Genomic DNA, 24,004 nt, shown 5'->3' with positions numbered 1-24,004 from the left:
AGTGGCGTCCCATAAGGGGTTCGAACCCTTGTTACCGCCGTGAAAGGGCGGTGTCCTAGACCACTAGACGAATGGGACGTTTCATTGCCTCGTCGAGGTGGCGCGTATGTTACCCAGACCTCACCTAGCTGTCAAGCACTCTGATATAGAAACGTTTATTGCCCCCTTGTTTGCATGGCTTTGCATGGCAACACCCAGGTGCCGCCTGCAGAATACCCCCCTACTCTAGCGATGCGTCTAGGCGATGCGCAAACTTAGTGCCAGAGCACGCCTTTTAGCAAAACCCCGCGTAACCTCTCTCCCAATCGGGCGGGGGTACAAGCGGGAAGCGCGCAGCGGTTCTAATCAGGTGTAGCCTGACTCTGCACATACTCTCTCAGTGTTTCGATAGTTGCCCCACCGGCACTACAGGCAAAGCAGGAGCGCAACCAGAGCGCTGCACTTTTGCTTTGCCGAGGTAGGTGGGTATTAAGTATTCGTATCCGGCGTGATGAAACCGATTTCAGGTTGTTCACCAACACCATGGGCCACGCAGGCGGCATTGTGCGCCACCCAGACGGGCTGATTGAGAGCGCTCACGACCCACGCAGCAACGGCGGTGCTGCAAGCGTATAAAGCCCACTGGCGGATTTTGTCACTTTCGCACATGCTGAACTTGGACAGGCAGCCTATTGTCATTAGCCATAAGAAGGCCTAATGGTGATAGGCTAGTCTGCCAAGTAAGCCTCTGATTAACGGTAACCAGAGGGAGAGGAGATTCCCATGGCGAAAATTGAAAAATCCCCCGACGAGTGGCGCAAGCAGCTTACTCCCGAGCAGTACCGGGTTACCCGGGAGAAAGGCACCGAACGGCCGTTTACCGGTGACTACCAAGTGAGCGATGCCCAAGGTATCTATCACTGCGTTTGCTGCCACGCGCCATTGTTCGAGAATGAGCATAAGTTCGATGCGGGCTGCGGCTGGCCCAGCTTTGATCGCCCGTTGGGGGCTCGTTGTGTCGAGGAGCACCGCGATACGTCCCACGGCATGATTCGCACCGAAGTGGTCTGCTCGCACTGCAACGCTCATCTGGGCCACGTCTTTCCCGATGGACCTCCTGACACCACCGGTTTGCGCTACTGTATCAACTCGGTCTCGTTAGAGTTTCACCCTGACGAGTAACCACCGAAAGGAAGCACGGCAAGGCGGGCACCATCTGCTAGAATGGTCGCCCGCTTTTTTATGCTTGTATTTTTGTGCTTGTAGGAGAAACCCATGCTCGGCTGGTTCCCCGGACATATGAATAAGGCCCGCCGCCAGATCAAGGACGCGCTGCCAGAAATCGATGTGGTCATCGAGGTGCTCGATGCGCGCCTGCCCTACTCCAGCGCAAACCCCATGCTGGCCGAGCTGACCCGCCATAAGCCGGTGCTGAAAATTCTTTCCCGCGCCGACCTGGCAGACCCCGCCCGTACCGACGAGTGGGTGGCTTTTTTTGATGCCCAGGCAGACACTCGCGCCCTGGCGATTACCACCACCAATACCCGCGAGCTAAAAAAAATCCCCAAGCTCTGCCACGAGCTAGCGGGGGCGGTGCGTGCCGACCGCGACGTGCGCGTGATGGTGATGGGCATTCCCAACGTAGGGAAATCAACACTAATTAACGGCCTAGCCGGGCGCAAAATTGCCAAAACCGGCAACGAGCCTGCGGTGACCAAGCGCCAGCAAAAAGTGCGTATTGATGGCCGAGTCGCGCTCATCGACACCCCAGGGGTGCTCTGGCCCAAAATCGAAGACCAGGCCAGCGCCTACCGCTTGGCGGCCAGCGGTGCGATTCGCGATACCGCCATTGAATATACCGATGTGGCCATTGTTGCCTGCGCGGAGCTTGCCAAACGCTACCCCGCCGAGCTAACCGCCCGCTATAAGCTAAAAGCGCTGCCCACCTACGAAGCCCCCGTGGTGGAGGAAGTCGACGCCGACGGCCCGAAAAAGCCTGATTTTCTTGCTATTGCCGGGTTTGACGGCCACGCCATTCTCAAAGAAATCGCCGGAAAACGCGGCGGCCTGCGCCCTGGCGGCGAAGTAGACCTGCACCGCGGCGCGGAAGTACTGCTGCATGAGTTACGCGATGGCAAGCTTGGCCGCGTCACGCTGGAAACCCCAGCAGATATTCCGCCGCCGCCAGCGCAAAACGACCAAGACAGCCCGGCCTCATCCGACGCATAATGAGTCACACGTCAAACACTTCCACGGCACTGGACACTTTTGGATAACGCACCCCATGGACACCCCGCAGCCTAGAGAATCACACACGCTGAAAAAATCACACAAACTGCACAACGTTTGCTACGACATTCGCGGCCCGGTACTCGACCACGCCAAGCGCCTGGAAGAGGAAGGCCAGCGAATCTTGAAGCTCAACATTGGCAACCCGGCACCATTTGGCTTCGAAGCGCCGGAAGAGATTTTGCAGGACGTGATGCGCAACCTGCCCACCGCCCAGGGCTACTGTGATTCCAAAGGCCTCTATTCCGCCCGCAAGGCAATCATGCAGGAGTGCCAACGTAAGCAGATTCCTGGGGTGGGTATCGAAGATATCTATATTGGTAACGGCGTTTCCGAGCTGATCGTCATGGCCATGCAGGCGCTGTTGAACGATGGCGACGAAGTGCTGATCCCCGCCCCGGACTACCCGCTATGGACCGCAGCCGCTCACCTTTCCGGCGGCCACGGCGTGCACTACCTGTGCGACGAGCAGGCCGACTGGGCACCGGATATCACCGATATTCGCGCAAAAGTCACCAGCCGCACCCGCGCCATTGTGATTATCAACCCCAATAACCCCACCGGTGCGGTCTACCCGCCGGAAGTGGTGCGGGAAGTGTTGGATATCGCCCAAGAGCACAATCTGGTGGTGTTCTCCGATGAGATCTACGACAAGATTCTCTATGACGGCGTTGAGCACACCTCTACCGGCGCGCTGGCCGACGATGACCAGCTGGTGATCACCATGAACGGGCTGTCTAAAAGCTACCGCTGCGCGGGCTTTCGCTCTGGCTGGATGAGCATTTCCGGCACATTGGCCAAACAGCGGGCGCAGGACTTCATTCAAGGCCTTACTATGCTGGCCTCAATGCGGCTATGCGCCAACGTTCCTGCCCAGCACGCCATTCAAACGGCGCTAGGCGGTTATCAGTCGATCAACGATTTAATTCTGCCGGGCGGGCGTTTGCTGGCTCAGCGCGACATTACCGTTGAGAAGCTCAACGCAATTCCTGGGGTCTCCTGTGTGACGCCCAAAGGCGCGCTCTACGCGTTCCCGCGTTTAGACCCCAAAGTGTTCAACATCAAAGATGACCAACAGCTGGTGCTGGATCTGCTGTTGCAGGAAAAAATACTTCTGGTACAAGGCACCGCCTTTAACTGGCCAGAACCTGACCACGTGCGCATTGTCACGCTGCCCTGGGCCGACCAGCTCGGTGACGCGCTTGACCGCTTTGCCAATTTCTTGTCTCGCTATCGCCAATAGTTATCGACAGCAGCTATCGACGCACAACCAGCGACTTGAAACTGACATGAAAAGCACGTATCTAAGCCATCATTCCATTAACACTTGCTATGACCTTGAGGGAGATCTTAACCCATGATGCGAATCGTGCTGTTTTTAGCCACTAACTTAGCGGTGTTGCTGGTCGCCAGCATTACCCTGCGCCTGTTTGGCGTTGAGAGCTATCTCAACAGCCAAGGCATTAACTTCACCAGCCTACTGATCTTCTGCTTTGTGTTTGGTATGGCAGGCTCACTGGTCTCGCTGTTTATCTCCAAATGGATGGCGAAGCGCTCAACCGGCACGGTGATTATCGAAACCCCGTCGAACGCCACCGAGCAGTGGCTGGTAGACACCGTGGCCGAGCTTTCCCGCGAAGCGGGCATTAAGACGCCGGAAGTGGGCATTTTCCCCGCCCAGCAGTCCAACGCCTTTGCCACCGGCTGGAATAAAAACGATGCCCTGGTAGCGGTATCGGCGGGCTTGCTCAACCGCATGCGTCCTGAAGAAGTTCGCGCGGTGCTGGCGCACGAAATTGGCCACGTGGCTAACGGCGACATGGTGACGTTGGCGCTGATTCAGGGCGTGGTGAATACCTTCGTGATGTTCTTCGCCCGCATTGTCGCCCACTTGGTCGATAGCTTCCTGAAAAGCCGCAGCGACGGCGAAGGTGGCCTGGGCTTTATGGGCTATTTTGCAGTGGTGATGGTGGCAGAAATCGTCTTTGGCATCGTCGCTTCCGCGATTGTGGCTTGGTTCTCTCGCTACCGCGAGTACCGGGCTGATGAAGCGGGTGCCCGCTTGGCAGGCACCGGTGCAATGGTCAACGCCCTGGCACGTTTGAAGGCCGAAACCGAGATGCCCGACCAAATGCCGGACACCCTGCGTGCGATGGCCATCACCAAAGGCCAGACCCGCTCGCTGGTCGAGCAGCTGTTCGCCAGCCACCCGCCGCTGGATGACCGTATTCGCGCCCTAAAAGAAGCCGCTTACCGTCAGTAAGCTGTGAACGCTCAATAAGATACGCCAAGGCCCGCCAATGCGGGCCTTGTGCGTTTAGGTAAACCAATGATGCGTGTTAGCCGCAGCGCACCTGAAAGCCTGCCGCCTGAAGCGACGGCTGCAATGACACAGCGTCGTTTTCCAGAAAGACGGTGAGCGTGGCGAACTCGCGGCGCAGCGGGTAGTTGGCGCGGCAGCTATCAAAGCCCTTGGCAATCCCCTGGTGCGTCACCTGACGCTGCAAGGCATCGTGGTCACGGCGCACGTCATACACGGCCCGAACACACAGCCGAAGTGCCTCTTCCACCGGCAGTGCGCTCTGCAACGTTAGCGTGGCCAGGGCTGGCGGCGGGCAGAGCTCGCTAAACGGCATACCGCTGGGCTGGTTTAACTGCGCTGCCAACGCTTGCTGAATCATCCAGGTGCCGCGCAGCTTGCCATCCAGACTATGTCCGGCAATATGTGGCGTTGCTAAAGCGACCAAATCACGCAGCCCTGCATCAATGCCCGGCTCGTCTTCCCAAACGTCTAACACGGCGGTGATATCACCCTTCCCTGCCAAACGGCTGCGCAGCGCTAGGCCATCAATGCAGTCGCCACGCCCAGCGTTTAGCAGCAGCGTACCAGGGGCCAGCTCGTTGATGCGTTGGGCGTTCAGCAGTTGATAGGTGGCGTGAGGGCCAGCCTTCACCAGCGGGGTATGCAGGCAAATCACGTCGCACTCACCAATCAATTTATCGAGTGACACAAAGCCGCTTGCGCCCTCTTGTTCCGCCCTGGGAGGGTCACACACCCGTACCGCAACGCCGAGCGCCTGTAGGCGACGCTGCAAACGGCTACCCACATTGCCTGCCCCGACGATACCCACGGTTCGCTCCAGCAGCGGCCAGCCTTCTCGCTCGCTCACCGTCAGCAGGCTGCTGAGCACATAATCGACCACCGCCTCCGCATTGCACCCCGGCGCGCTGGCAAAGCCAATATTGCGCTCTTTGAGATAATCGAGATCAATGTGGTCGGTGCCAATGGTGCAGGTGCCCACAAAGCGCACCGGGCTATCGGTAAGTAACGCGCGATTCACTTGAGTGATGGAGCGCACGATCAGCGCATCGGCATTTTGCAGGTCAGCCGCTCGGATCTCGCGGCCCGGCAGGCGGTGCAACGTACCCACGCCCCCAAAACAGGCGTCGGCGGCGGGGATATTAGCGTCGATAACAAGTTTCATAGGCGTTTTAGTATCCGGGCTTTACAATACGCCCGCAATGGCTTGCTGTGCAGGCATGATCAAGAAGTCGTTAAGGAGATGGGTGTGATCGTACGCTGGGAAACCGACCATGACTATGTGTTGGTGCATATTCACCAGGATATGTTCGGCGACTGGATTTTCAGCCGCGCCTGGGGACAAATCGGCACCCAGTTTGGCGGATTGAAGCACCAGTTAGCGGATAGCCTGGAGCAAGCACAGATGTGGCTGGAGGATGAAGCAACGATTCAATCCTCCCGCGGATTCCGCAAGGTGCTGGAAGCCGCCGACCACACACCGGCAGGCCAGGAAGCGATGCGCCAGCTGTCGCTATTAGACGCACTCTGACGCATCACCTGTTAGCCGGATTCGCCCGTTTCGTTAGCCTAAGAAGCGCCGCCCGTTGCGCTGATGCACCCCCACGGGGGGCGCTTGTTCCGGCGGCGTGGTGAGCGCGGCAAGTGCCGCCTCATCCAACCAGCCCCGCTCGCTCAACCAGTGGCTTAAGCGCGCCACATCGAAGCCGCGATCCAGCTCAACGCCGTTGGCATCCACCAACACCGGAATTCGTGTGCCGTATTGCTCCACCAGTGCGTCGTCGTCGCTGATCTCGATGTGATGCAGCCTCACCTCTTGGTTGGCCAGTGTGGCCACCAGCGCCTCTAGCTGGGCGCACAAATGGCACCCCAGCGTCGTGTAAATCGATAGTTCAATCATCGCCCTTGCTCTTTATCGGCTCAGGAGGAGTGGATCATGACGAGTGGCGCAGCAAAAACACGTGATGCAGATTGGTGCGCCGCTGGAAATCTGGATCGAAGGTGCGCGTGGTGATCTCCTCTACCGCGTAGCGCTCGCGCAGCGCTTCATCCAGCTTAAAGCGCCGCTGGTTGTTGGAGAACACCAGCGTACCGCCAGGGGCTAGGCGTGCCATGGCCAGTTCCACTAAGCGCGGATGGTCGCGCTGCACATCCAGCGTGTCGCGCATCTTCTTCGAGTTTGAGAAGGTCGGCGGGTCCATAAAGATCAGATCAAACTGCGCGTTGGCGGTTTCCAGCCAGCGGAAGCAGTCATCACGCACCACGCGGTGCAGCCTTGGGTCGAGCTTGTTGAGCGCAAAGTTGTCCCGCGCCCACTCCAGGTAGGTGTTGGACATATCCACGCTAACGCTGTCGCTGGCCCCGCCCAGCGCGGCTTGCACAGTGGCCGTCGCGGTATAGCAGAACAGGTTGAGAAAGCGCTTACCGCTGGCCATCTCGCCGAGCATCCGACGTACCGGACGGTGGTCCAGAAACAGGCCAGTATCCAGATAATCGCGCAGGTTGACCCATAGCCGAGCGCTGCCCTCCTGCACTTCAAAACGCTCGCCGCTGGCTTCGCGCTTTTGGTACTGGGCCGCACCGGTTTGCCGCTCGCGGCGTTTGACATAAATCTTACTAGGGTCGACACCCAACGCCTCGGGCAGCACTTCCAGGGCATCGAACAGCCGTTTTTGCGCCTGCGCCGGGTTAATAGAGCTGGGCGCGGCGTACTCCTGCACATGCACGCGGTCGCCGTAACGATCTACCGCCAGCGCGTACTCCGGCATATCGGCATCGTAAATGCGGTAGCAGGTCTCACCGCTCTGCTTCAGCCACTTTTTCAGGCGTTTCTGGTTTTTCGCTAGACGATTGGCAAACATCTGCGCATTTTCCGACACCGCCGGTTTTGCAGTGCTGCTTGCCTGGGGCGCCACGCCCGCTTCTGACGGCTCACCGCTTTGCTGAGGCGCAGGACGAACACTGCCAATCTCCATTAACAGCAGTTTGGCATCCAGCGCGCCGTTTTTTAGCGCGTACTGTTTATGGGCACGCAGGCCTAAGCGGTGGCCAAGATCCGGGTTGCCAGTAAACATCGCTAGCGTCCAACCGGGGAACAGCGCCTTAGCTTTTTCACCGAGCTGGGCGTAAAGCTGCACCAGCTCAGGCAGCTCGCCCAAGCGCTCGCCGTAGGGCGGATTGGTGATCAATAGCCCCTGCTCGGCGGTCAGGGTCTCTGGCCGGGTTAGTTGAGCAAGGCTCTGGCCGTGGAGCGTTATCAGCGCAGGAATGCCCGCCCGCATGGCGTTAGATTTCGCGGCGGTCAGCGCTGCCGGGCTTTGATCAAAGCCCATCAGTTCCGTTTTGCAGCGTTTGCGGCCAATCGAGGCGCGTGCTTCAGCTTCGCGTTTTAATTCACTCCATACGGCCTCTTGATGGCCTGCCCAGCCGTGAAAGCCAAACCGCTCGCGGTTCAGGTTAGGGGCTTGGTCAGCTGCCATCAGCGCCGCCTCAATCAGCAGCGTACCCGCACCGCACAGCGGGTCAATCAGTGGCTCCCCCGCTTTGGCCCGCTCTGGCCAGCCGGCCCGCACCAGCAGTGCTGCCGCTAGGTTCTCTTTAAGCGGCGCGTGGCCCACATCGCGGCGGTAGCCACGGCGGTGCAGGCTCTCGCCAGAGAGATCGATCCCTAGGCTCAGGTTGGCCCGGTGCAGGTGGGCGTAAATGCGCAGGTCGGGGGTTTTGGTATCGACATTGGGCCGTTCTTGACCGGCCAGCTGTAGCGCATCCACCACGCCATCTTTCACCGTTTGTGCGCCAAACCGCGTGTGGCGAATGTGGTCGCTGCGGCCATGAAAATCCACGGCCAGCGTCTTACCGGGGACAAGGTGCTGGCTCCAGGAGATGCGTGCAACCACATCGCGCACCTGCTCTGCGGTCTCTATCATCGCTTCACGCGCCAGTAGCAAAATCACGCGGTTTGCTAAGCGAGACCACAAACATACCCGATAGGCGGTGGCTTGGTCGGCAGAAAAATAGACACCCGCCACAGTGGTTTTACCCGGTTCGGCGCCCAGGGCCGTGAGTTCGTCCGCCAGCAAGCCTTCAATGCCTTTAGGGCAGGTCGCCAGGAGGTTTAGGGGGGCAGTTTGGCTCAGCTCGGTCATGGTGATCGCCGCGCGTAACCGCGCGATATTCCTGTATATGGCAAATGAATGTATGTCTTATGACAATTTGATGGTCGACAAGTGACCCCATCATGGTCTAACAATAAGAGGGTAGCTACTAAAAACGCATGTGTTGCTTGTCAGGGTCATTATTGTGCATGTTTCATAACACCGGTAACGACCCATGGCTTGTCTGAGCTTGCCGCTTCTTCCGTTCAGCACGTGAGTGCTAGGCATTAGCGCTGAGGCAGCAGCTCACTCTTGAACTTGAAGTCACTTCTCGAAGTGGTGTTGGCAATCTGGGTAAAGCACGCCTATGGGCCTGCTGTTACTACGTTGCCTTGTGACCTACTTCTTATCAAAGGCTTTCATGCAAAGAGGTTAGCCAATGAAACGACAAAAACGTGATCGCTTCCAACGGGCTTATGTTCACGGCTATAAAGCGGGCATTACGGGTCGCTCCCGTGATGATTGTCCCAGTCAAGATGTCAATTTACGCGAGTATTGGATGAGCGGTTGGCGTGAAGGTCGCGGCGACCAGTGGGATGGAATGACCGGCGTTTCCGGTATTCATAAAAACCCCATGGTTATGACCTAGTTTATTTACCTTTTATACATACATTTGGAGAACGGAGCCCGCTGCCAAGCGGGCTTTTTAATGCCCCAGTGGTGGCCGCTTCATTCACCCTGCTTGAGCGCTTTCGCACACTGCTGTACCAGCGCTGGGCCTTGGTAAATCAAGCCTGAATAGAGCTGTACTAAGTCCGCACCAGCGGCCATTTTCGCCTTTGCCGCTTCACCGCTATCAATACCGCCCACCCCAATAATTGGCAGCGTGGGGAGATGGGCGCGCAGCAGACGAATCACCGTGTTGGACGCCTCAAACACCGGCTTACCGGAAAGCCCACCCGCCTCTTGAGCCTGGGGGTCATCACTGACCGCGTCCCGGGAAACGGTAGTATTGGTGGCAATCACGCCATCTAGCTCGTTACGGGCAATGCTGCCTGCCACTAATGCCACTTCCTCTTCGCTCATGTCTGGGGCAATTTTCACCAGCAACGGCACGTTGCGGCCTGCCTGGGCATCCAGCTCGCGGCTTTTAGCGCGAATGGGTCCCAAAAGAGCATCTAACTGTTCGCCAAACTGCAGCGTACGCAGCCCCGGCGTATTGGGTGATGAGATATTCACCGCAATGTAGTCCGCCGAGCCGTGCACCGCGTTGAGGCAGGCCAGATAATCATCCAGCGCATGCTCAACCGAGGTGGTTAAGTTCTTACCGATATTGATACCCACAATGCCGTTGTAGTGGCGCTTTTTAACCTGGGCAACAAGATGCTCCACCCCTTTGTTGTTGAACCCAAAGCGGTTGATGATCGCCTCATGCCCAGCTAGCCGAAACAGGCGCGGTTTGGGGTTACCCGGCTGTGCTTTAGGGGTCACGGTGCCCACTTCTACAAAGCCAAACCCCAGCTCGCCCAGCGCATCAAGGTGGTCAGCGTTTTTGTCCAGCCCGGCGGCAAGCCCGACCCGGTTAGGAAAGCGCAGCCCCATGAGTTCGACAGGATCACTCACCGGCTCGCCATACACACGCTTAATACCGCCCACCTTATGCAGCGCGTCAAGCGCGTTCAGCGCCATGCTATGGGTAGTTTCGGGGTCCAGGCGGAATAGCAGCGAGCGGGCAATTGGGTACATTAGCAAGACTCTCCTGAGCGGTGGGCGAAGTGCGGGGCGGGCGCAGTATAACGCACATCGCCCCCTCTTCGCAGAATGAAAAAAGCCGCGTCCTGGTCTCCCAGGGCGCGGCTTTTCGTTAGAACGTAGCTTTTCTCATAGAACCCGTAAGGGCTTATGCTTTGCTATCGCTCTCCGCTAAATCCACCAACTCACGAACCGCGACGGCAAACAGCGCGAATCCGCCTTCGCTTCCGCCACGCACTTCGTCGATCAAGCGGCACCAGCGGCGGTGTAGCTCGGCGTGCTGCTCCAACCACTGGGCCACCCGCTCCTGGGTGTCGCGGCTGCCCGCCTCCAGCTTCAAGACGCTTGTCGTCAGCGCTAGCTGCTGGCGGTCGATATCATCGCGGAAGGTTTCCCGCGCCTGAGCCTGCCAGGAGTCGCGCACCTCAAGGTGCGTGACCTGCTGAATCATCCAGGGTAGCTCCAGGCGGCTGCCGATTTCGTAGAACACCTCGGCGACTCGTTGGGGTTTCTCGTTGGTGATGCGGGCAGCTTGAATAATGCCCAGACCAGCGTAGAGGCTCGGTGCCGCTGCCACGGTAGCAGCCAATGCTTCTGGCACACCAGCGGCTTGCAGCTCGTCGCAGCGCTTGCGCCATGCGACCTGCTCTTCACCGCTAAGCAACTCGCCAATGCTCTCCTGCAGCTGCGCTAAGCGCGGACCGAAGTACTCAATGGTGTCCTGGGTCGAAAGCCCCAGATGCTGACGCAGGAACCAGCGTGTTGCACGGCGAATCATGCGCATCAGGTCCAGCATCATGGAGTACTGCACACGGCTGGGCACTTGGTTATCCAGTGCTTCAATCTGCGCCCACAAATCGGTCAGGTTGAAGGCATCCCGGGCGACGACGTAAGCGCGGGCAATGTCGGCTCGGCCAGCACCGGTCGAATCCATCAAGCGGCGTACGAACACAATGCCCATGTGATCAACGAGGTCGTTAGCCACCTGCGTTGCCACGATTTCCCGCTTTAGGCGGTGGTCATACATCTCGGTTTGATAGCGCTCGGTGAGCACGGCGGGGAACAAGCGCTCCAGATGACGATGAATATAGAGATCGTCCGGCACGTCAGAGTTGATCAAGTCGCCCTTCAGGGTGCTCTTGGCGTAGGAGATTAGTACCGACAGCTCCGGCAGGCGCATGCCCTGGTTGTTGCTGGCACGCTCTTTCAGAACGTCATCGGCAGGCAGGAATTCAAGCTCGCGGTCGATTTGACCGGCGGACTCCAGCTCGCTGATGAAGCGACGGTACGGCCCCATGCCCTGGTGAGACAAGATCTCCGACAGGTCCAGTGCCTGGGTCTGGCGGTAGTTATCCAGAATCACTAGGTCGGCGACCTCTTCGGTCATGTCAGCCAGCAGTTGGTTACGCTGCTTGTCGGTCATATCGCCACGCTTGACCACTTCATCGATCAAGATTTTGATGTTGACCTCGTGATCCGAGCAGTTCACGCCGCCCGCGTTGTCGATAAAGTCGGTGTAGACGCGCACGCCGTTGGCGGCGGCTTCCATCCGGCCACGCTGGGTCAGGCCCAGGTTACCGCCCTCGCCGACCACGCGGCAGTTCAGCTCTTTACCGTTGATGCGCAGCGCATCGTTGGCTTTATCGCCCACGTCCGCATCGGTCTCTTCTGAGCTTTTCACATAGGTGCCGATACCGCCGTTCCAAATCAGATCCACCTTCGCCTTGAGCATGGCGCGAATCAGATCGTTAGGAGACAAGCGCGTTTCTTCGATACCAAACACCTGCTGCATTTCCGGCGTGATGGTGATCGACTTGGCGCTGCGGCTGAACACCCCACCCCCCTGGGAGATCAGTTCGCTGCTGTAATCTTCCCAGCTGGAGCGCGGCAGATTGAACAGGCGCTTGCGCTCGGCAAAGGCCGCTGCGGCATCCGGGTTCGGGTCGACGAAGATGTGCAGGTGGTTGAAGGCGCCCACCAATTGGATCTTATCGGAAAGGAGCATACCGTTACCGAACACGTCCCCGGCCATGTCACCGATACCCACCACGGTAAACAGGTCCTGCTGGGTATTGACGCCCAGGTTGCGGAAGTGGCGCTTGACCGACTCCCAGGCGCCCCGTGCGGTGATCCCCATTTTCTTGTGGTCGTAGCCATTGGCGCCACCAGAGGCGAACGCATCCCCCAGCCAGTGGCCATACTCAATGGAAATTGCGTTGGCGATGTCCGAGAAAGTAGCGGTGCCTTTATCTGCGGCAACCACTAAGTAGGTGTCATCTTCATCGTGACGCACCACGTTTTGCGGCGGTACCACCTCGCCACCCACGAGATTATCGGTGACATCCAGCAGCGCGCGAATGAAGATTTGGTAGCACGCGATGCCTTCTTTCTGCTGGGTTTCGCGGTCGGCGTTTTCCGGCATGCGTTTGCACACAAAGCCGCCTTTCGCACCAACGGGCACGATTACCGCGTTTTTCACCTGCTGCGCTTTAACGAGGCCCAGCACTTCGGTACGGAAATCTTCAAGACGGTCCGACCAGCGCAGGCCGCCACGCGCCACTTTGCCACCGCGCAGGTGAACGCCTTCGACACGCGGCGAGCAGACGAAAATCTCGTAGGCCGGACGCGGCTTGGGCATACCCGTTACTTTCGACGGTTCAAGCTTGTAGGCAATGTAATCCTTGAAGCGGCCATCGCCAGTTTTCTGGTAATAGTTGGTGCGCAGCGTGGCCTGGATCAGCTCCATGAAACGGCGCAGCAGCTGGTCGTCATTGAGGCTGGCAACGCCTTCCAGGTGCTCGTTAAGGCGTGCTAAGCAGTCGTCTAGGTTACTGGGCTGTTGGGCCGGGTCGAAACGTAAGCGGAACAGCTCAACCAGGGTTTGGGTGATGGCCGGATAGTTGGCCAGCGTTGCAGCGATGTAGTCCTGGGACATGCCGAAGCGGATCTGTTTCAAATAGCGGGCATAGCCGCGCAGCATAGCCACTTCACGCCAGTCCAGGCCAGCACTGATAATCAGACGGTTAAAGGCGTCATTATCGGCCTCGCCTGCCCAAATGCGCTTGAACGCTTCGCTGAAGGTGTCGCGCATTTCGCTCAGGTTGACGCCTTCGCGGCTATGTTCCAGCTCAAAGTCGTGAATCCAATAGCGCTGCTGCGGCGCATTGATATCGTAGGGGCGCTCGCCAATCACGCGCAGGCCGAGATTTTCCATCATCGGCAACACATCAGAGAGCGGAATTTGCGATTCGCGGTGGAACAGTTTCAGGTTCATGCCGCCCGCCTGCTCTTCCAGCGGGCGGTAGAGCGATAGCGACAGGTCATTGCCACTATCCAAGGTTAACAGGTGGTGAACGTCAAATACCGCCGTGCGGGCATTGAAGTCTTCCCGGTAACTAGCGGAGAACGCATCGTGGAACTGATCGATCAGATGGTTAGCACGCTCTTCACCAAAACCTTCGACCATGGCTTCCTGCAGCTCGTCGCGCCAGCTGCGCGCCAAGCGGGCGACTTTGCTCTCCAAACGCTTCAGGTCGTACTGGCTGGGGGCGTCGCCGTTAAAACGTAGAATGAGCTGGATACGCGCCAGCACCGACTCGGATAAGTAGGTATTGAAGTCGCCAAAGTGGGCATCCAACTCATCACACAGCATGCCCTGAATGCGCTGGCGCAGGTCGGTAGAGAACACGTCCCGTGGTACAAACACCAGGCAGGAGTAGAACTTACCGCTGACATCGGCGCGGATAAACAGGCGCACCTGGCGGCGTTCACGAATATTGAGAATACCCAACGCGGTGCTGGCCAGGGATTCCGTGCTGATCTGGAATAGATCATCGCGGGGGTAGACTTCCAACACCTGCAGCAGCTGCTTGCCGTTGTGGCCCTGGGGGTTGAAGCCGGCGATATCCATCACGGCCTTGAGCTTGCGGCGCAGCAGCGGAATATTGCGCGGCGACTCGTTGTATACCGTGGCGGTGAACAAGCCAAAGAAACGACGCTCGCCGATCACATTGCCGTCATCGTCGTAGCGGTCGACGGTGATGTAGTCTGGATAAGTGGGGCGATGCACGCGGGAGTGGTGCGCGCTTTTGGCGAACGAGAGCAGTTGCGGCACCAGCACGTAGTCGTCGTGCTCGCCGATGCCCTCTTCGGTACGGATACGCTCACGGTAGCGCGGCTGATCTAGGCGGAATACGCCCAGCACGCTGTTAGGATCGCGCTGTAGCTCGTTACCGTCCAGCAGGTACTCGTCGTAGCCTAGGAAGGTGAAGTTATCCTTCAACAGCCACTCTAGGAAGGCAATGGCTTCTTCGTGGTCATCCGGGTCAATTTGCGGTGGGCAGTTCTTTTCCAGCTCTTGAATGGCGGAAGTAATCTGACCACACATGGCATCGAAATCGCTCACGGCGGTACGCACATCGCGCAGCACTTCGTGCAGATTACGCTCGATTTTTGCCAGGAACTCAGCGTCGGTGTGGCGATCGACTTCGATGACGATCAGCGATTCACGGGCGTCCGGTGCATTCTCATCTTTGGGAGAGGTGAGCGCCTTCAGCTGATGCTGGCTATCACGGGCCACGGCGAACACGGCGTTTTGAATGGCGTGTACCGTTAGGCCGCGACGGTTGAGTTCGATGCGCACGGAGTCGACCAAAAACGGCATGTCTTCATGGAGCACCGCCACAAAGGTGTGGGTCGACTGCCAACCATGCTCTTCAAAGTCCGGGTTAAAAATACGCACTTTGGGGCTTTGCGGGTCATGGTGCTGTAAAAACTGCCAGATGGAGAGCGTCGCGCCGTAAAGGTCATCCAACCGACGGTCTATTAGGTCTTCCACTGGTACCGTGGCGTAAAAGTGGCGCGCAAAGGCTTCGATGGCGGCCGCCCTTGCTGGCTCCAGTCGCGCTTCCAATCGCTCTTTTAGCTGCTTTAAAAGATCCTGCCGACTCTCTTCAATCGCAACGTAATGCATCCATCACCTCGACTGCCTGGGGCCACTACATAGGCCAAAAAACGAAGGACAATAGGCCTTTAGGCCACTCTACCTGTTAGCTTACGCTACCCAGGACCGCCACCCTAACCATCTGACAGGTTATTCATGGAGTATGCCGCTTGTGCATCATAAGCACTATTGACAAGTTCAGCGTATCAGCTTTGTGAGTCCACTTGTGGCTGCCGACGGGTCAGCAACACACCACACTCACAGTGGTGGGTAAACGGGAACTGGTCAAATAGCGCAAAACGCTCAATATCGTGGGTCTTAGTCAGTAGCGTTAAGTTTTCGGCAAGCGTGGCCGGGTTGCATGAAATATAGACGATTTGAGCGTATTCGCTGATTTGTTGGCAGCTTTGCTCATCTAGCCCGGCCCTGGGCGGGTCGACTAACACGGTTGAAAAGTCATACTCGTCCAGCGCCATCTCAGCCACGCGGCGGCCCTCTTTTTCCCCTTTCAGTGCCAGTGCAAACTCTTCCGCCGACATGCGGGCCACGTGGGCATTGGTCACGCCATTGGCTTCAAGGTTGACGTTGGCGCTAGCGACAGAGGTGCGCGAAATCTCGGTGGCCAGCACGCGGCGGAAGTTCTCAGCCAGCGCAATGGTGAAGTTGCCGTTGCCGCAATATAGTTCCACCAGATCTTCTGTTTGGCGGCCTTGCGTGGCTTCTTTAGCCCAGCTCAGCATGGTTTGGCAAATATGCGCGTTGGGCTGGGTAAAGCTATTTTCTACCTGCTGGTAGTGCAGCGTGCGGCCATCCACCGTGAGCCGCTCCCATACGTGATCCTGGGTCAGTACCAGACGCTGCTTACGCGAACGGCCAATGATCATGATATCTAGGGCTTTTTCCAGCGCGCGGGCTTCGGCTTCCCAGGCATCGCCCAGCGGGCGATGGTAGATCAACGTGACCAGCGCTTGCCCCGAGAGCGTGGTTAAAAACTCCACCTGGAATAGACGACGGCGCAACTCGTCGCTGGCGAGAAAGGCGTCGCGCAGCTTAGGCATTAGCTCATTGATATGGGCGCTGGCCACCGGAAACTGATCTAACCGAACCACTCGTTTGTTTTTGGGGTTTTCCGGGTCGACCTCGAACATAGCGTAAAAGAGGTCGTCCTCTTCATGCCAAATGCGAAACTCGCAACGCTGGCGATAATGGCTGGGTGGCGAAGGATACACCTCCAGGGCAGGCGTATCGAACGCGGCAAAGGTGCTTTCCACATAGGCTTGCTTCTCAGCCAGCTGTTCGTCGTAGCGTGCTGGATCTACTGTAGGGATCGCCAAGGTGGCTCCTCATCACTCAATATTAAAATAGGAAAAAAGACGTTTATTCACCGCCGCCTAGCGGGCACCGGGCAGTACGAGCGGCCGTGGTTCATGAAAGCCGTAGCGGGCGAAGCCATCGGTAAGCGCCTGAGCAGGCGCCGTGGTGAAGCAACGGCCATCGTGTGCACTGCTCACTAGGGTAGTGGCCACTTGCCCCACCCGGCGGGCAATGGCATCACCGGAGTCTACCCATGTGATAGGCGCTGGTGCCAGCGTGACTAATAGTGGTTGCAGCAACGGAAAGTGGGTGCAGCCAAGCACGACAGTATCTAGCGCTGGGCTCTCTAGGGTGGCTTGCCATAGCGGCGCTAGCGCTTGCTGAATGCGCGGTGCGTTGAGCGGCGTTCCGGCTAGCCACGCTTCAGCTTCGGTAACCAGGGCATCTGCCGCTATTTTGGTCACCACGCAGTCACTGGCAAAGCTGTCGATTAGCCCCTGGGTATAGGGGCGATTCACTGTAGCCGTCGTCGCCAACAAGCCAATATGGCGCGATGTACTCATCAGCGCTGCCGGTTTAATCGCGGGCACGGTACCAATGACAGGAATTGAGAGCGTTTGGCGCAGCCCTTCTAGGGCAAGGGTGCTGGCAGTATTACAGGCAACCACCAGCACGCTGGCTTGGCACGCTTGGACTGCCGCCTGGCAAACCATCACAATCCGCTTAGCGAGGGTCGCATCGTCGCGCAGGCCGTAAGGTAGCCAAGCGTTGTCGCAGGCGTAGCACAGGGCAGCCGATGGATAGTGCTGGCGCAGCGCACGAGCAACGGAAAGCCCGCCCACGCCGGAATCAAAAATCAGTATAGGCCCTGACATCACCCTTCACCTGCACAGTCCGCCATGTTGAAACCTACCCCATTAAATAGTGGCACTACTGGCAACGGCCGCCACGCAATGACTCAGCTTTTCAGCCGCCCAATACAAACGGGGCGCCAGTTTAACACGCCCCGTTCGGCTCTGAAGGATTCACATTTGACAGGAGTTACAGTGCTGGAACTTCCGCACCGCATAGTTCAGCGTAAAGCTCTGGGTAGGCGAGTTGCAGACGCTCCAGCTCTTTTTCGGCCCCTTCGGGCAGGGCCTGACGTAGCTCCTCCATATCCTCTTCGCTGAAGTACTTATCGATCAGGGGGAAAAGCCCCTCGCGCTCGTGACGCAGATAGCCGCGGTGGGCTTCCAGGTACGCTTTGAGATCTTCGGCAAAGCGATCCATGGGCAGGATGTTGTCCATCAGGATCATATCGATATCTTGGGACAGACGCATTAAGCGCGGCTTTAGCTCGCGATAGTCGTTAGTCATTTGCTCCATCAGCGGGAGGTGCTCTGGAGCCTGGGTTTTGAGGCGTTCAACGCAGATGCGCTCAAGGGGCGTAGCAAAACCATCCATGTAGGACAAAATGTAATCGACCACCTCACGCATCAGTTGAAAGTCGGGCCGCTCGCCGTTGGCCAAGGTTTTATGCTTTAGCTGCAGCACATGGAGCATTCGCGCCATGTTGGCATGATCTAGACGCAGTTGGTTTAACATCGTGCCGCCTCCTTCGTAAGTGTCATGCCTGCCGCTCTCCCTACGGAGCATTAGGCACGCGATCATGAGCTGGGTTCTACTACACTAGCGTTAATCCCTGCCTTGCGCCTCTAAGATTACTAACGCTGGCGGGCGCTTCTTATTGTTATGCCACAAGGTAGTCTGACATTACCCTATTTACCACAGACACTTATTAAGCGTTAATTGTTCAACGCCTCGATTTAAAACGGAAGTTTATATGGATCTTTTTGAAGCCACTCCAGGTGAAGACGCTCCGCTTGCCTTTCGCATGCGCCCTTTGACGCTTGATGACTACATTGGCCAGCAGGCGCTTGTGGGGCCGGACAAACCGCTGCGCCGCATGGCGGAGTCGGGCGTAGTGCGCTCTATGATCTTGTGGGGGCCACCGGGCGTAGGCAAGACCACCCTGGCAGAGCTGTTAGCACGTGCGTCTGAAGCGCATCTTGAGCACCTAAGTGCGGTGATGGCTGGCGTAAAAGAGATTCGTGCGGTGGTAGAGCGCGCTCGCCAGCGCTCCTCGCCCACGCTTCTCTTTTTAGATGAGATTCACCGTTTGAACAAGAGCCAACAGGACGCCCTGCTGCCTCATGTGGAGTCCGGCCTGTTAACGCTGATTGGCGCCACCACTGAAAACCCCTCCTTCGAGGTGAACTCAGCGCTGCTCTCACGCGCGCGTGTTTATGTGCTAAAGCCACTAACCCAGCAAGAGCTCATTCAGGTGATGCAGCAAGCATTGGCACATGACCAGCGCGGCCTGGGCAAGCGACCAATTGACATAGAGCCTGGCGTACTGGAAGCCCTCGCCCACGCTAGCGCGGGGGATGCCCGGAGAGCCTTAGGGCTACTGGAAACGGCTTGTGATTTTACCGAACAGCAAGATGGTCGCGAGGTGCTACGCAAAGCGGTACTGGCGGATGTAGTCGGCCATCAGTCCAGCGCGTTTGATAAGCAAGGCGATGCTTACTATGACCTGCTATCCGCCATCCATAAATCGATCCGATCGTCGCGCCCTGATGCCGCACTTTTGTACATGGCGCGCTTTATCCAGGGCGGCGGCGACCCATTGGATATCGTGCGGCGCTTAACCGCCATTGCCTCGGAAGACGTGGGCAATGCCGACCCGCGCGCCCTGCCGCTCGTCATCGCCGCCTGGGATGCCTATTTGCGCCTAGGCGATTATGAGGGCCAACGGGCGATTGCCCATGCAGCGATTCATCTGACAGTGGCACCTAAAAGTAACCGCATTGACCGGGCCTGGAAAAGCGCCCAGCAGTTTGTCCAGCAGCAGCCCCAGGTGGAAGTACCCACCTACCTGCGCAACGCACCTACCAAACTGATGGAGCAGCTAGGCCATGGCGAGGGCTACCGATATGCTCATAACGAAGCGGATGGCTATCCAGCGGGCAGCGCTCACGACTGTTGGCCGGAAGGCGTGCCGAAAACACGCTTTTACGAGCCGAGTCCGTTTGGCCAGGAGAAGCGGTTTGGGGAAATCATGGCGTGGCGGGAGCAGCGGGATCAGGAAGCAGATCAGGCACCCTAAAGTGCCTGATAAACTACGTTAACATGGTGAAGTAACCGCCAGAGATTTAAAGCTCTTCGCGGATAACGTCGGTGCCTTCAGGAACCTGGAAATCAAATAGGCCACGATCGATGCTGCCATTGCGAGTAATGTCGCTGAAGGTGATGGCGGTGCGCTGGCCAGTGCTATCCATCATCCACAGCTCGGTCAGGGTCTGGCCTTCAAAGACCATGCTCAGCTCTTCAAATAGCGTGTCTGCCAGCGTAGGAATCAGCGTAAACACGTCATCGCCGTCCTGCTGCTCGTAAAACACATCGTAGCTGGCGGTTAGCTCATCGGCGCTACCTGACAGCAATAGCGCGGGCGTGTGGGTAACACGGTCATCCATCGCTTGCACGGTCACTTGCTCAAGATCTGGATCGTAAAGGTAGACATCTTCACCATCAGAGACCACGGTTTGCGAATACGGAGCTTCAACTTCCCAACGCAGCATACCCGGGCGCGATAACCACATTTCCCCACGGGCACTCTGAAGACGCTCACCGCCACCATCCAGAATCTGCTGTTCAAAAGTCGCGTGGTAGTTTTCCAGAGGATCCAAGCGCTCGGTAAGCCGCTCTGCGGCCTCATTGGCCCACGCTGTCATCGGTGTAGCAAAGGTTAACCCGAGCGCACTGGCGGCAAGTACCAACGCAGGTGAGCGACGGTTAGAGGGTTCGCGCATGTTCTTTCTCCCTAGGCATTCATTGCCGAATAGCGGACGAGGCAAGGAGCGATAAGACGTTCCGTATGCCTCTCAGACGTAAAAAGCGCCGCAGGGTTTCGCCTGCGGCGCGACTTTCACGCTTATTGCATGATTGGTGAGGCCACGCTTAGTGACCAACCGGCGGCGGTGCCAGCACTTCGCGAGCGCCGTTGGTGCCCATAGAGGAGACAACGCCTGCGCCCTCCATGGCTTCAACTAAGCGTGCCGCTCGGTTATAGCCAATTTTAAATCGCCGCTGCACGGCAGAAATCGAGGCCTTACGGGTCTCAGTCACAAACTGCACCGCTTCATCGTAAAGCGCATCCTGCTCGGCATCGTCGCCATCGCTCCCTTCCGCTTCAAGCCCAGTTAGTGCATCCGCAGAAACACCGCCGGAAAGAATCTCCTCAATGTACTCAGGCTCGCCGCGACGCTTCCAATCATCGACCACCCGATGGACTTCATCGTCGTCCACGAAGGCACCGTGAACCCGATTAGGCGGCCCGGAACCGGCGGGCAGGTAGAGCATATCCCCGTGTCCCAGCAGGCTCTCTGCCCCTCCTTGATCCAGAATGGTACGCGAATCAATTCGCGAGGAGACCTGGAAGGCCATTCGCGAAGGAATGTTCGCCTTGATCAAACCAGTCACCACATCCACCGATGGACGCTGGGTGGCAAGAATCAGGTGAATACCGGCAGCCCGCGCTTTTTGTGCCAGACGTGCGATCAGCTCTTCGACTTTTTTGCCGACGATCATAAACATATCGGCAAACTCATCGATGACCACCACGATGTAGGGCAGCTTCTCCAGCACCGGCGGCGTTTGGTGCATCTCCCAGGGCTGCGGCTCCCATAATGGGTCGGCCACCTGGGCGCCGGCACGCTCGGCTTCGTCTAGGCGGGCGTTAAAGCCGGCAATATTACGTACGCCCATCGCCGCCATCAGCTTATAGCGACGCTCCATTTCCGCCACGCACCAGCGCAGGCTGTTGGCCGCCTCTTTCATATCGGTAACCACCGGTGCCAGCAGGTGCGGAATACCGTCATACACCGATAGCTCCAGCATCTTGGGGTCGACCATGATCAGCTTGAGCTCATCGGGTTTAGCCTTGAGCAGCATGGAGATCAGCATCGCGTTGACCCCCACCGATTTACCCGAACCGGTCGTACCGGCCACCAGCAGGTGGGGCATTTTGCCTAGGTTCGCGACCACCGGCCCACCGCCAATATCTTGGCCCAGCGCCATCGTTAGCGGTGAGCTCTCCTGCTGATAGCGGTCAGAGTCGATCACTTCACGCAGGCGAATCATCGCGCGGTGCGGGTTAGGAATTTCGATCCCCACCGTTGGCCGACCGGGAATGACCTCTACTACGCGAACGCTTTTCACCATCAGCGAGCGGGCAAGGTCTTTCGCCAAATTGCTGATCTTAGAAACTTTCACCCCAGCGGCCGGCTTAATCTCAAAGCGCGTAATCACCGGGCCCGGCCAAGTATCCACCACTTCAGCTTTGACGCCGTACTCCCGCAGCCGCACTTCGAGAAGCTCGGCCATGTCCGCCAGCTGTTCATCGGTATAGTTAGGCTGATGCGGCTCTGGGGGAGTTAACAGCTGCAAACTGGGCACATCGCCTTCAGGCTCGGGCAGCGTTTCAAACGCTGGGCGCTGGTTCTGCAGATGCTCCACCGTCCACAGCGTGGGGCCGTTATCCGCTTCCTCCTCAACTTGCTCGGTAGAGAAGGTTGGCTCATGGCGCGAGCTGGCAGTAGCAGATGCGACAGGCCTGACGGATAACTCATCGTCATCTTCGTCACCCCACACTGGCTCTGGCACTACTTCCGGCACTCGCTCTCGGCGCGGTTCAGCCGCTATGGAGGGGGCTTGGTAGGCTGGCTGGCTGTCTTCACTGCGCAGCGTTACTGGTTCGGGGTGCTCTGACTCCGGCTCTGGGCGGCTCGTAAACGCGGTGGATGCTGATGGCTCAGTAGCTTCCGGTTCCCGCTCATCGCGCGTTGCACGCAGCGGTACAGAAGCTGCATAGAGCTCACGCTCCTGCTCATCTTCAACCCGCAGCGGTTTATTGCTACCCAATTCATGGCTAGGCATCGGCTCGGGTGTTTCAGTTGGCGCAGGTGTTTCAGGCTTAGGCGCTGGAACTTTTTCAACTGCAGACTCAGGCTGTTGCGTTGGCTCCGGTTCTTTAGCGGATAACGACATTAGTGGTTCACTGGGCGCTTCTGGCTCCTGCGTCTTGGCAGGCGCTGGCGGAGTCGCTTCTGGCGCGGCCGTCCGAGGCTCTGAGGTGCTTTGCGGCTTCGCTCCATGGCGTTCGCTCAGTACAGTGGCTGCCTCCCAAGGAATGGAGGTATCCGTAGCAGATGTCTCTTCTTGCGTCTCTTCTGCAGGTGCTGAGAAGCTTGGCTCACGCCGCTCGCGACGACTTGATGGCGAACGCTCACTAACGGCAGGGCGCTCCTGCGGCGCAGGCGATTCACTGGCGCGAGGTACAGCATTGACGGCTGGAGTCTCTTCTTTCTCATCTACCGCGTCCGCACTGGTATCGCTAGGCTCTGCCCAGGAGCGCTGCTTCACTTTTTTAGACGCCGCTTTAGCAGCCGCACGCACGGCAGCGCGCTCAGCACGCTTTTCACGACCTTTGGCACGGCGAGCGCTAAACCATCCGCCGATACGGCACAGCTTGCGTCCAACTTCATCGGCCACCTGTAACCACGACATGCCGCTGAACAACGGGAAGCCAATCAGAATTAGCGCGGCGGCAATCAAGCCGACACCACCGCTACTCACCAACGGTTTCAGCGTACCGACGAGCCCTTCGCCTAAAATACCGCCTGAGGCATAGGGCAGAATGCTATCTGGATGATAAAAGTGCAGTGCGCCCAGCATGGTCGTACCGAACATTAGCAACACCAAACCGCCTGCGCGCACGGCAATGGCCACCGGATCCAGCTCGAAACGCACCTGGCGTGAGCGCATCAGCCACCAAGCGGCGTAACCAAACATTCCCGGCCACCACAGGGCACTGGCCCCGAGCAGTGAATAGAGCACGTCGGCCAGCCATGCACCAACCGGGCCCATCCAGTTACGCACATCGGTTTCAGGCCCTTGGTACGACCAGCCGGGGTCGGCTGGATGGTAGCTAAACAGCGCCAATAGCAAAAAGACGCAGAGCGCCAGCATCACAACCACCACCCCTTCACGGGCGGATCCTTGCAGGCGCAAGCCAAACCGGCGCGCCTTATCCTTTGCGGCATTCACCCGCGTCGATGAATTAGAACTAGATGGTGACTGACGCGACTGTCGCTGCGTTCGCTTGTCTACCGCCTTATTTACTCCTGAATCCGTGAGACCGGCCCCCGGAAGCACTTCTAACCCACTGACCTGCATGGCAATATAGCCATTATCGCCATTCACCCAGACAGT

At 58.0% G+C, this 24,004-nt stretch carries 17 protein-coding genes, 1 tRNA gene and 1 pseudogene; 7 read left to right on the top strand and 12 right to left on the bottom strand.

Going from position 1 to position 24,004, the window contains the following annotated elements:
* Window positions 1-2: 2 nt before the first annotated feature.
* A tRNA-Glu gene (locus tag BMY49_RS09960) sits at window positions 3-78 on the bottom strand.
* A gap of 263 nt (window positions 79-341) precedes the next feature.
* Window positions 342-521: pseudogene (locus BMY49_RS09955) on the bottom strand (transposase); the annotation flags it as partial.
* 241 nt (window positions 522-762) lie between these two features.
* Here BMY49_RS09955 and msrB point away from each other — a divergent pair.
* The 4 genes from msrB (at window position 763) to htpX (ending at window position 4,531) form a co-directional block, all read left to right on the top strand.
* On the top strand, window positions 763-1,161 hold the full coding sequence (gene msrB / locus BMY49_RS09950) for a peptide-methionine (R)-S-oxide reductase MsrB (protein ID WP_089675496.1): 399 nt from the start codon (window positions 763-765) through the stop codon (window positions 1,159-1,161).
* Window positions 1,162-1,254: 93 nt separating this feature from the next.
* Window positions 1,255-2,208: a ribosome biogenesis GTPase YlqF gene (gene ylqF, locus BMY49_RS09945; protein ID WP_089675495.1), complete on the top strand. Its 954-nt coding sequence runs from the start codon at window positions 1,255-1,257 to the stop codon at window positions 2,206-2,208.
* A 55-nt stretch (window positions 2,209-2,263) separates the two neighbouring features.
* Entirely contained in the window at window positions 2,264-3,511 is a 1,248-nt protein-coding gene (locus tag BMY49_RS09940; RefSeq protein ID WP_044627784.1) for a pyridoxal phosphate-dependent aminotransferase, read from the top strand.
* 114 nt (window positions 3,512-3,625) lie between these two features.
* Window positions 3,626-4,531, top strand: coding sequence for a protease HtpX (htpX, locus tag BMY49_RS09935; protein WP_044627785.1), 906 nt, complete (start codon window positions 3,626-3,628; stop codon window positions 4,529-4,531).
* Window positions 4,532-4,607: 76 nt separating this feature from the next.
* Here the strand turns inward: htpX and pdxB are convergent, their stop codons facing one another.
* Window positions 4,608-5,753, bottom strand: a complete 1,146-nt coding sequence (pdxB, locus tag BMY49_RS09930) for a 4-phosphoerythronate dehydrogenase PdxB (protein WP_044627786.1) — start codon at window positions 5,751-5,753, stop codon at window positions 4,608-4,610.
* 84 nt (window positions 5,754-5,837) lie between these two features.
* Between pdxB and BMY49_RS09925 the strand changes: the two genes are divergently transcribed.
* On the top strand, window positions 5,838-6,119 hold the full coding sequence (locus BMY49_RS09925; protein WP_058576952.1) for a WGR domain-containing protein: 282 nt from the start codon (window positions 5,838-5,840) through the stop codon (window positions 6,117-6,119).
* A 33-nt stretch (window positions 6,120-6,152) separates the two neighbouring features.
* Here BMY49_RS09925 and BMY49_RS09920 read toward each other — a convergent pair whose 3' ends face one another.
* Entirely contained in the window at window positions 6,153-6,488 is a 336-nt protein-coding gene (locus BMY49_RS09920; protein ID WP_089675494.1) for a glutaredoxin family protein, read from the bottom strand.
* A gap of 34 nt (window positions 6,489-6,522) precedes the next feature.
* On the bottom strand, window positions 6,523-8,733 hold the full coding sequence (gene rlmKL / locus BMY49_RS09915) for a bifunctional 23S rRNA (guanine(2069)-N(7))-methyltransferase RlmK/23S rRNA (guanine(2445)-N(2))-methyltransferase RlmL (RefSeq protein ID WP_089675493.1): 2,211 nt from the start codon (window positions 8,731-8,733) through the stop codon (window positions 6,523-6,525).
* A gap of 388 nt (window positions 8,734-9,121) precedes the next feature.
* Here rlmKL and rmf point away from each other — a divergent pair, with 388 nt between their 5' ends.
* Window positions 9,122-9,331 (top strand): ribosome modulation factor, encoded by a 210-nt coding sequence (gene rmf / locus BMY49_RS09910; protein ID WP_009722578.1) that lies wholly within the window; start codon window positions 9,122-9,124, stop codon window positions 9,329-9,331.
* An 80-nt stretch (window positions 9,332-9,411) separates the two neighbouring features.
* Here the strand turns inward: rmf and BMY49_RS09905 are convergent, their stop codons facing one another.
* The 5 genes from BMY49_RS09905 to BMY49_RS09885 form a co-directional block, all read right to left on the bottom strand.
* Window positions 9,412-10,428, bottom strand: a complete 1,017-nt coding sequence (locus BMY49_RS09905; protein WP_089675492.1) for a quinone-dependent dihydroorotate dehydrogenase — start codon at window positions 10,426-10,428, stop codon at window positions 9,412-9,414.
* Window positions 10,429-10,582: 154 nt separating this feature from the next.
* Complete coding sequence (locus BMY49_RS09900; protein WP_089675491.1) at window positions 10,583-15,406, bottom strand: NAD-glutamate dehydrogenase; 4,824 nt, start codon at window positions 15,404-15,406, stop codon at window positions 10,583-10,585.
* 176 nt (window positions 15,407-15,582) lie between these two features.
* Window positions 15,583-16,710, bottom strand: a complete 1,128-nt coding sequence (gene trmA / locus BMY49_RS09895; RefSeq protein WP_058576911.1) for a tRNA (uridine(54)-C5)-methyltransferase TrmA — start codon at window positions 16,708-16,710, stop codon at window positions 15,583-15,585.
* Window positions 16,711-16,767: 57 nt separating this feature from the next.
* On the bottom strand, window positions 16,768-17,565 hold the full coding sequence (murI, locus tag BMY49_RS09890; protein ID WP_089675490.1) for a glutamate racemase: 798 nt from the start codon (window positions 17,563-17,565) through the stop codon (window positions 16,768-16,770).
* Window positions 17,566-17,731: 166 nt separating this feature from the next.
* Window positions 17,732-18,277, bottom strand: a complete 546-nt coding sequence (locus tag BMY49_RS09885; RefSeq protein WP_058576913.1) for a hemerythrin domain-containing protein — start codon at window positions 18,275-18,277, stop codon at window positions 17,732-17,734.
* A 238-nt stretch (window positions 18,278-18,515) separates the two neighbouring features.
* On the opposite strand from BMY49_RS09885, the gene BMY49_RS09880 reads away from it, so the two are divergent.
* Complete coding sequence (locus BMY49_RS09880) at window positions 18,516-19,841, top strand: replication-associated recombination protein A (RefSeq protein ID WP_089675489.1); 1,326 nt, start codon at window positions 18,516-18,518, stop codon at window positions 19,839-19,841.
* A gap of 46 nt (window positions 19,842-19,887) precedes the next feature.
* Here the strand turns inward: BMY49_RS09880 and lolA are convergent, their stop codons facing one another.
* Together lolA and BMY49_RS09870 are read right to left on the bottom strand one after the other, a co-directional pair.
* Complete coding sequence (lolA, locus tag BMY49_RS09875) at window positions 19,888-20,544, bottom strand: outer membrane lipoprotein chaperone LolA (RefSeq protein WP_089675488.1); 657 nt, start codon at window positions 20,542-20,544, stop codon at window positions 19,888-19,890.
* Between the two features lie 148 nt (window positions 20,545-20,692).
* Complete coding sequence (locus tag BMY49_RS09870) at window positions 20,693-23,968, bottom strand: DNA translocase FtsK (RefSeq protein WP_089675507.1); 3,276 nt, start codon at window positions 23,966-23,968, stop codon at window positions 20,693-20,695.
* Window positions 23,969-24,004 lie beyond the last annotated feature (36 nt).

Source organism: Vreelandella aquamarina, from assembly GCF_900110265.1.
GTDB classification, from domain to species: Bacteria; Pseudomonadota; Gammaproteobacteria; order Pseudomonadales; family Halomonadaceae; genus Vreelandella; species Vreelandella aquamarina.
Note: the sequence above shows the minus strand (reverse complement) of the source record. Positions and strands in the feature narration are given on the sequence as shown.

Excerpts from the sequence above, each read along its gene's own strand:
- BMY49_RS09940 (WP_044627784.1), top strand. The coding sequence starts at position 2,264 with ATGGACACCCCGCAGCCTAGAGAATCACACACGCTGAAAAAATCACAC.
- BMY49_RS09900 (WP_089675491.1), bottom strand. The coding sequence starts at position 15,406 with ATGCATTACGTTGCGATTGAAGAGAGTCGGCAGGATCTTTTAAAGCAG.
- ylqF (WP_089675495.1), top strand. The coding sequence starts at position 1,255 with ATGCTCGGCTGGTTCCCCGGACATATGAATAAGGCCCGCCGCCAGATC.
- rlmKL (WP_089675493.1), bottom strand. The coding sequence starts at position 8,733 with ATGACCGAGCTGAGCCAAACTGCCCCCCTAAACCTCCTGGCGACCTGC.
- htpX (WP_044627785.1), top strand. The coding sequence starts at position 3,626 with ATGATGCGAATCGTGCTGTTTTTAGCCACTAACTTAGCGGTGTTGCTG.
- BMY49_RS09905 (WP_089675492.1), bottom strand. The coding sequence starts at position 10,428 with ATGTACCCAATTGCCCGCTCGCTGCTATTCCGCCTGGACCCCGAAACT.
- murI (WP_089675490.1), bottom strand. The coding sequence starts at position 17,565 with ATGTCAGGGCCTATACTGATTTTTGATTCCGGCGTGGGCGGGCTTTCC.
- rmf (WP_009722578.1), top strand. The coding sequence starts at position 9,122 with ATGAAACGACAAAAACGTGATCGCTTCCAACGGGCTTATGTTCACGGC.
- lolA (WP_089675488.1), bottom strand. The coding sequence starts at position 20,544 with ATGCGCGAACCCTCTAACCGTCGCTCACCTGCGTTGGTACTTGCCGCC.
- BMY49_RS09885 (WP_058576913.1), bottom strand. The coding sequence starts at position 18,277 with ATGTTAAACCAACTGCGTCTAGATCATGCCAACATGGCGCGAATGCTC.
- BMY49_RS09870 (WP_089675507.1), bottom strand. The coding sequence starts at position 23,968 with ATGCAGGTCAGTGGGTTAGAAGTGCTTCCGGGGGCCGGTCTCACGGAT.
- pdxB (WP_044627786.1), bottom strand. The coding sequence starts at position 5,753 with ATGAAACTTGTTATCGACGCTAATATCCCCGCCGCCGACGCCTGTTTT.
- BMY49_RS09920 (WP_089675494.1), bottom strand. The coding sequence starts at position 6,488 with ATGATTGAACTATCGATTTACACGACGCTGGGGTGCCATTTGTGCGCC.
- BMY49_RS09880 (WP_089675489.1), top strand. The coding sequence starts at position 18,516 with ATGGATCTTTTTGAAGCCACTCCAGGTGAAGACGCTCCGCTTGCCTTT.
- msrB (WP_089675496.1), top strand. The coding sequence starts at position 763 with ATGGCGAAAATTGAAAAATCCCCCGACGAGTGGCGCAAGCAGCTTACT.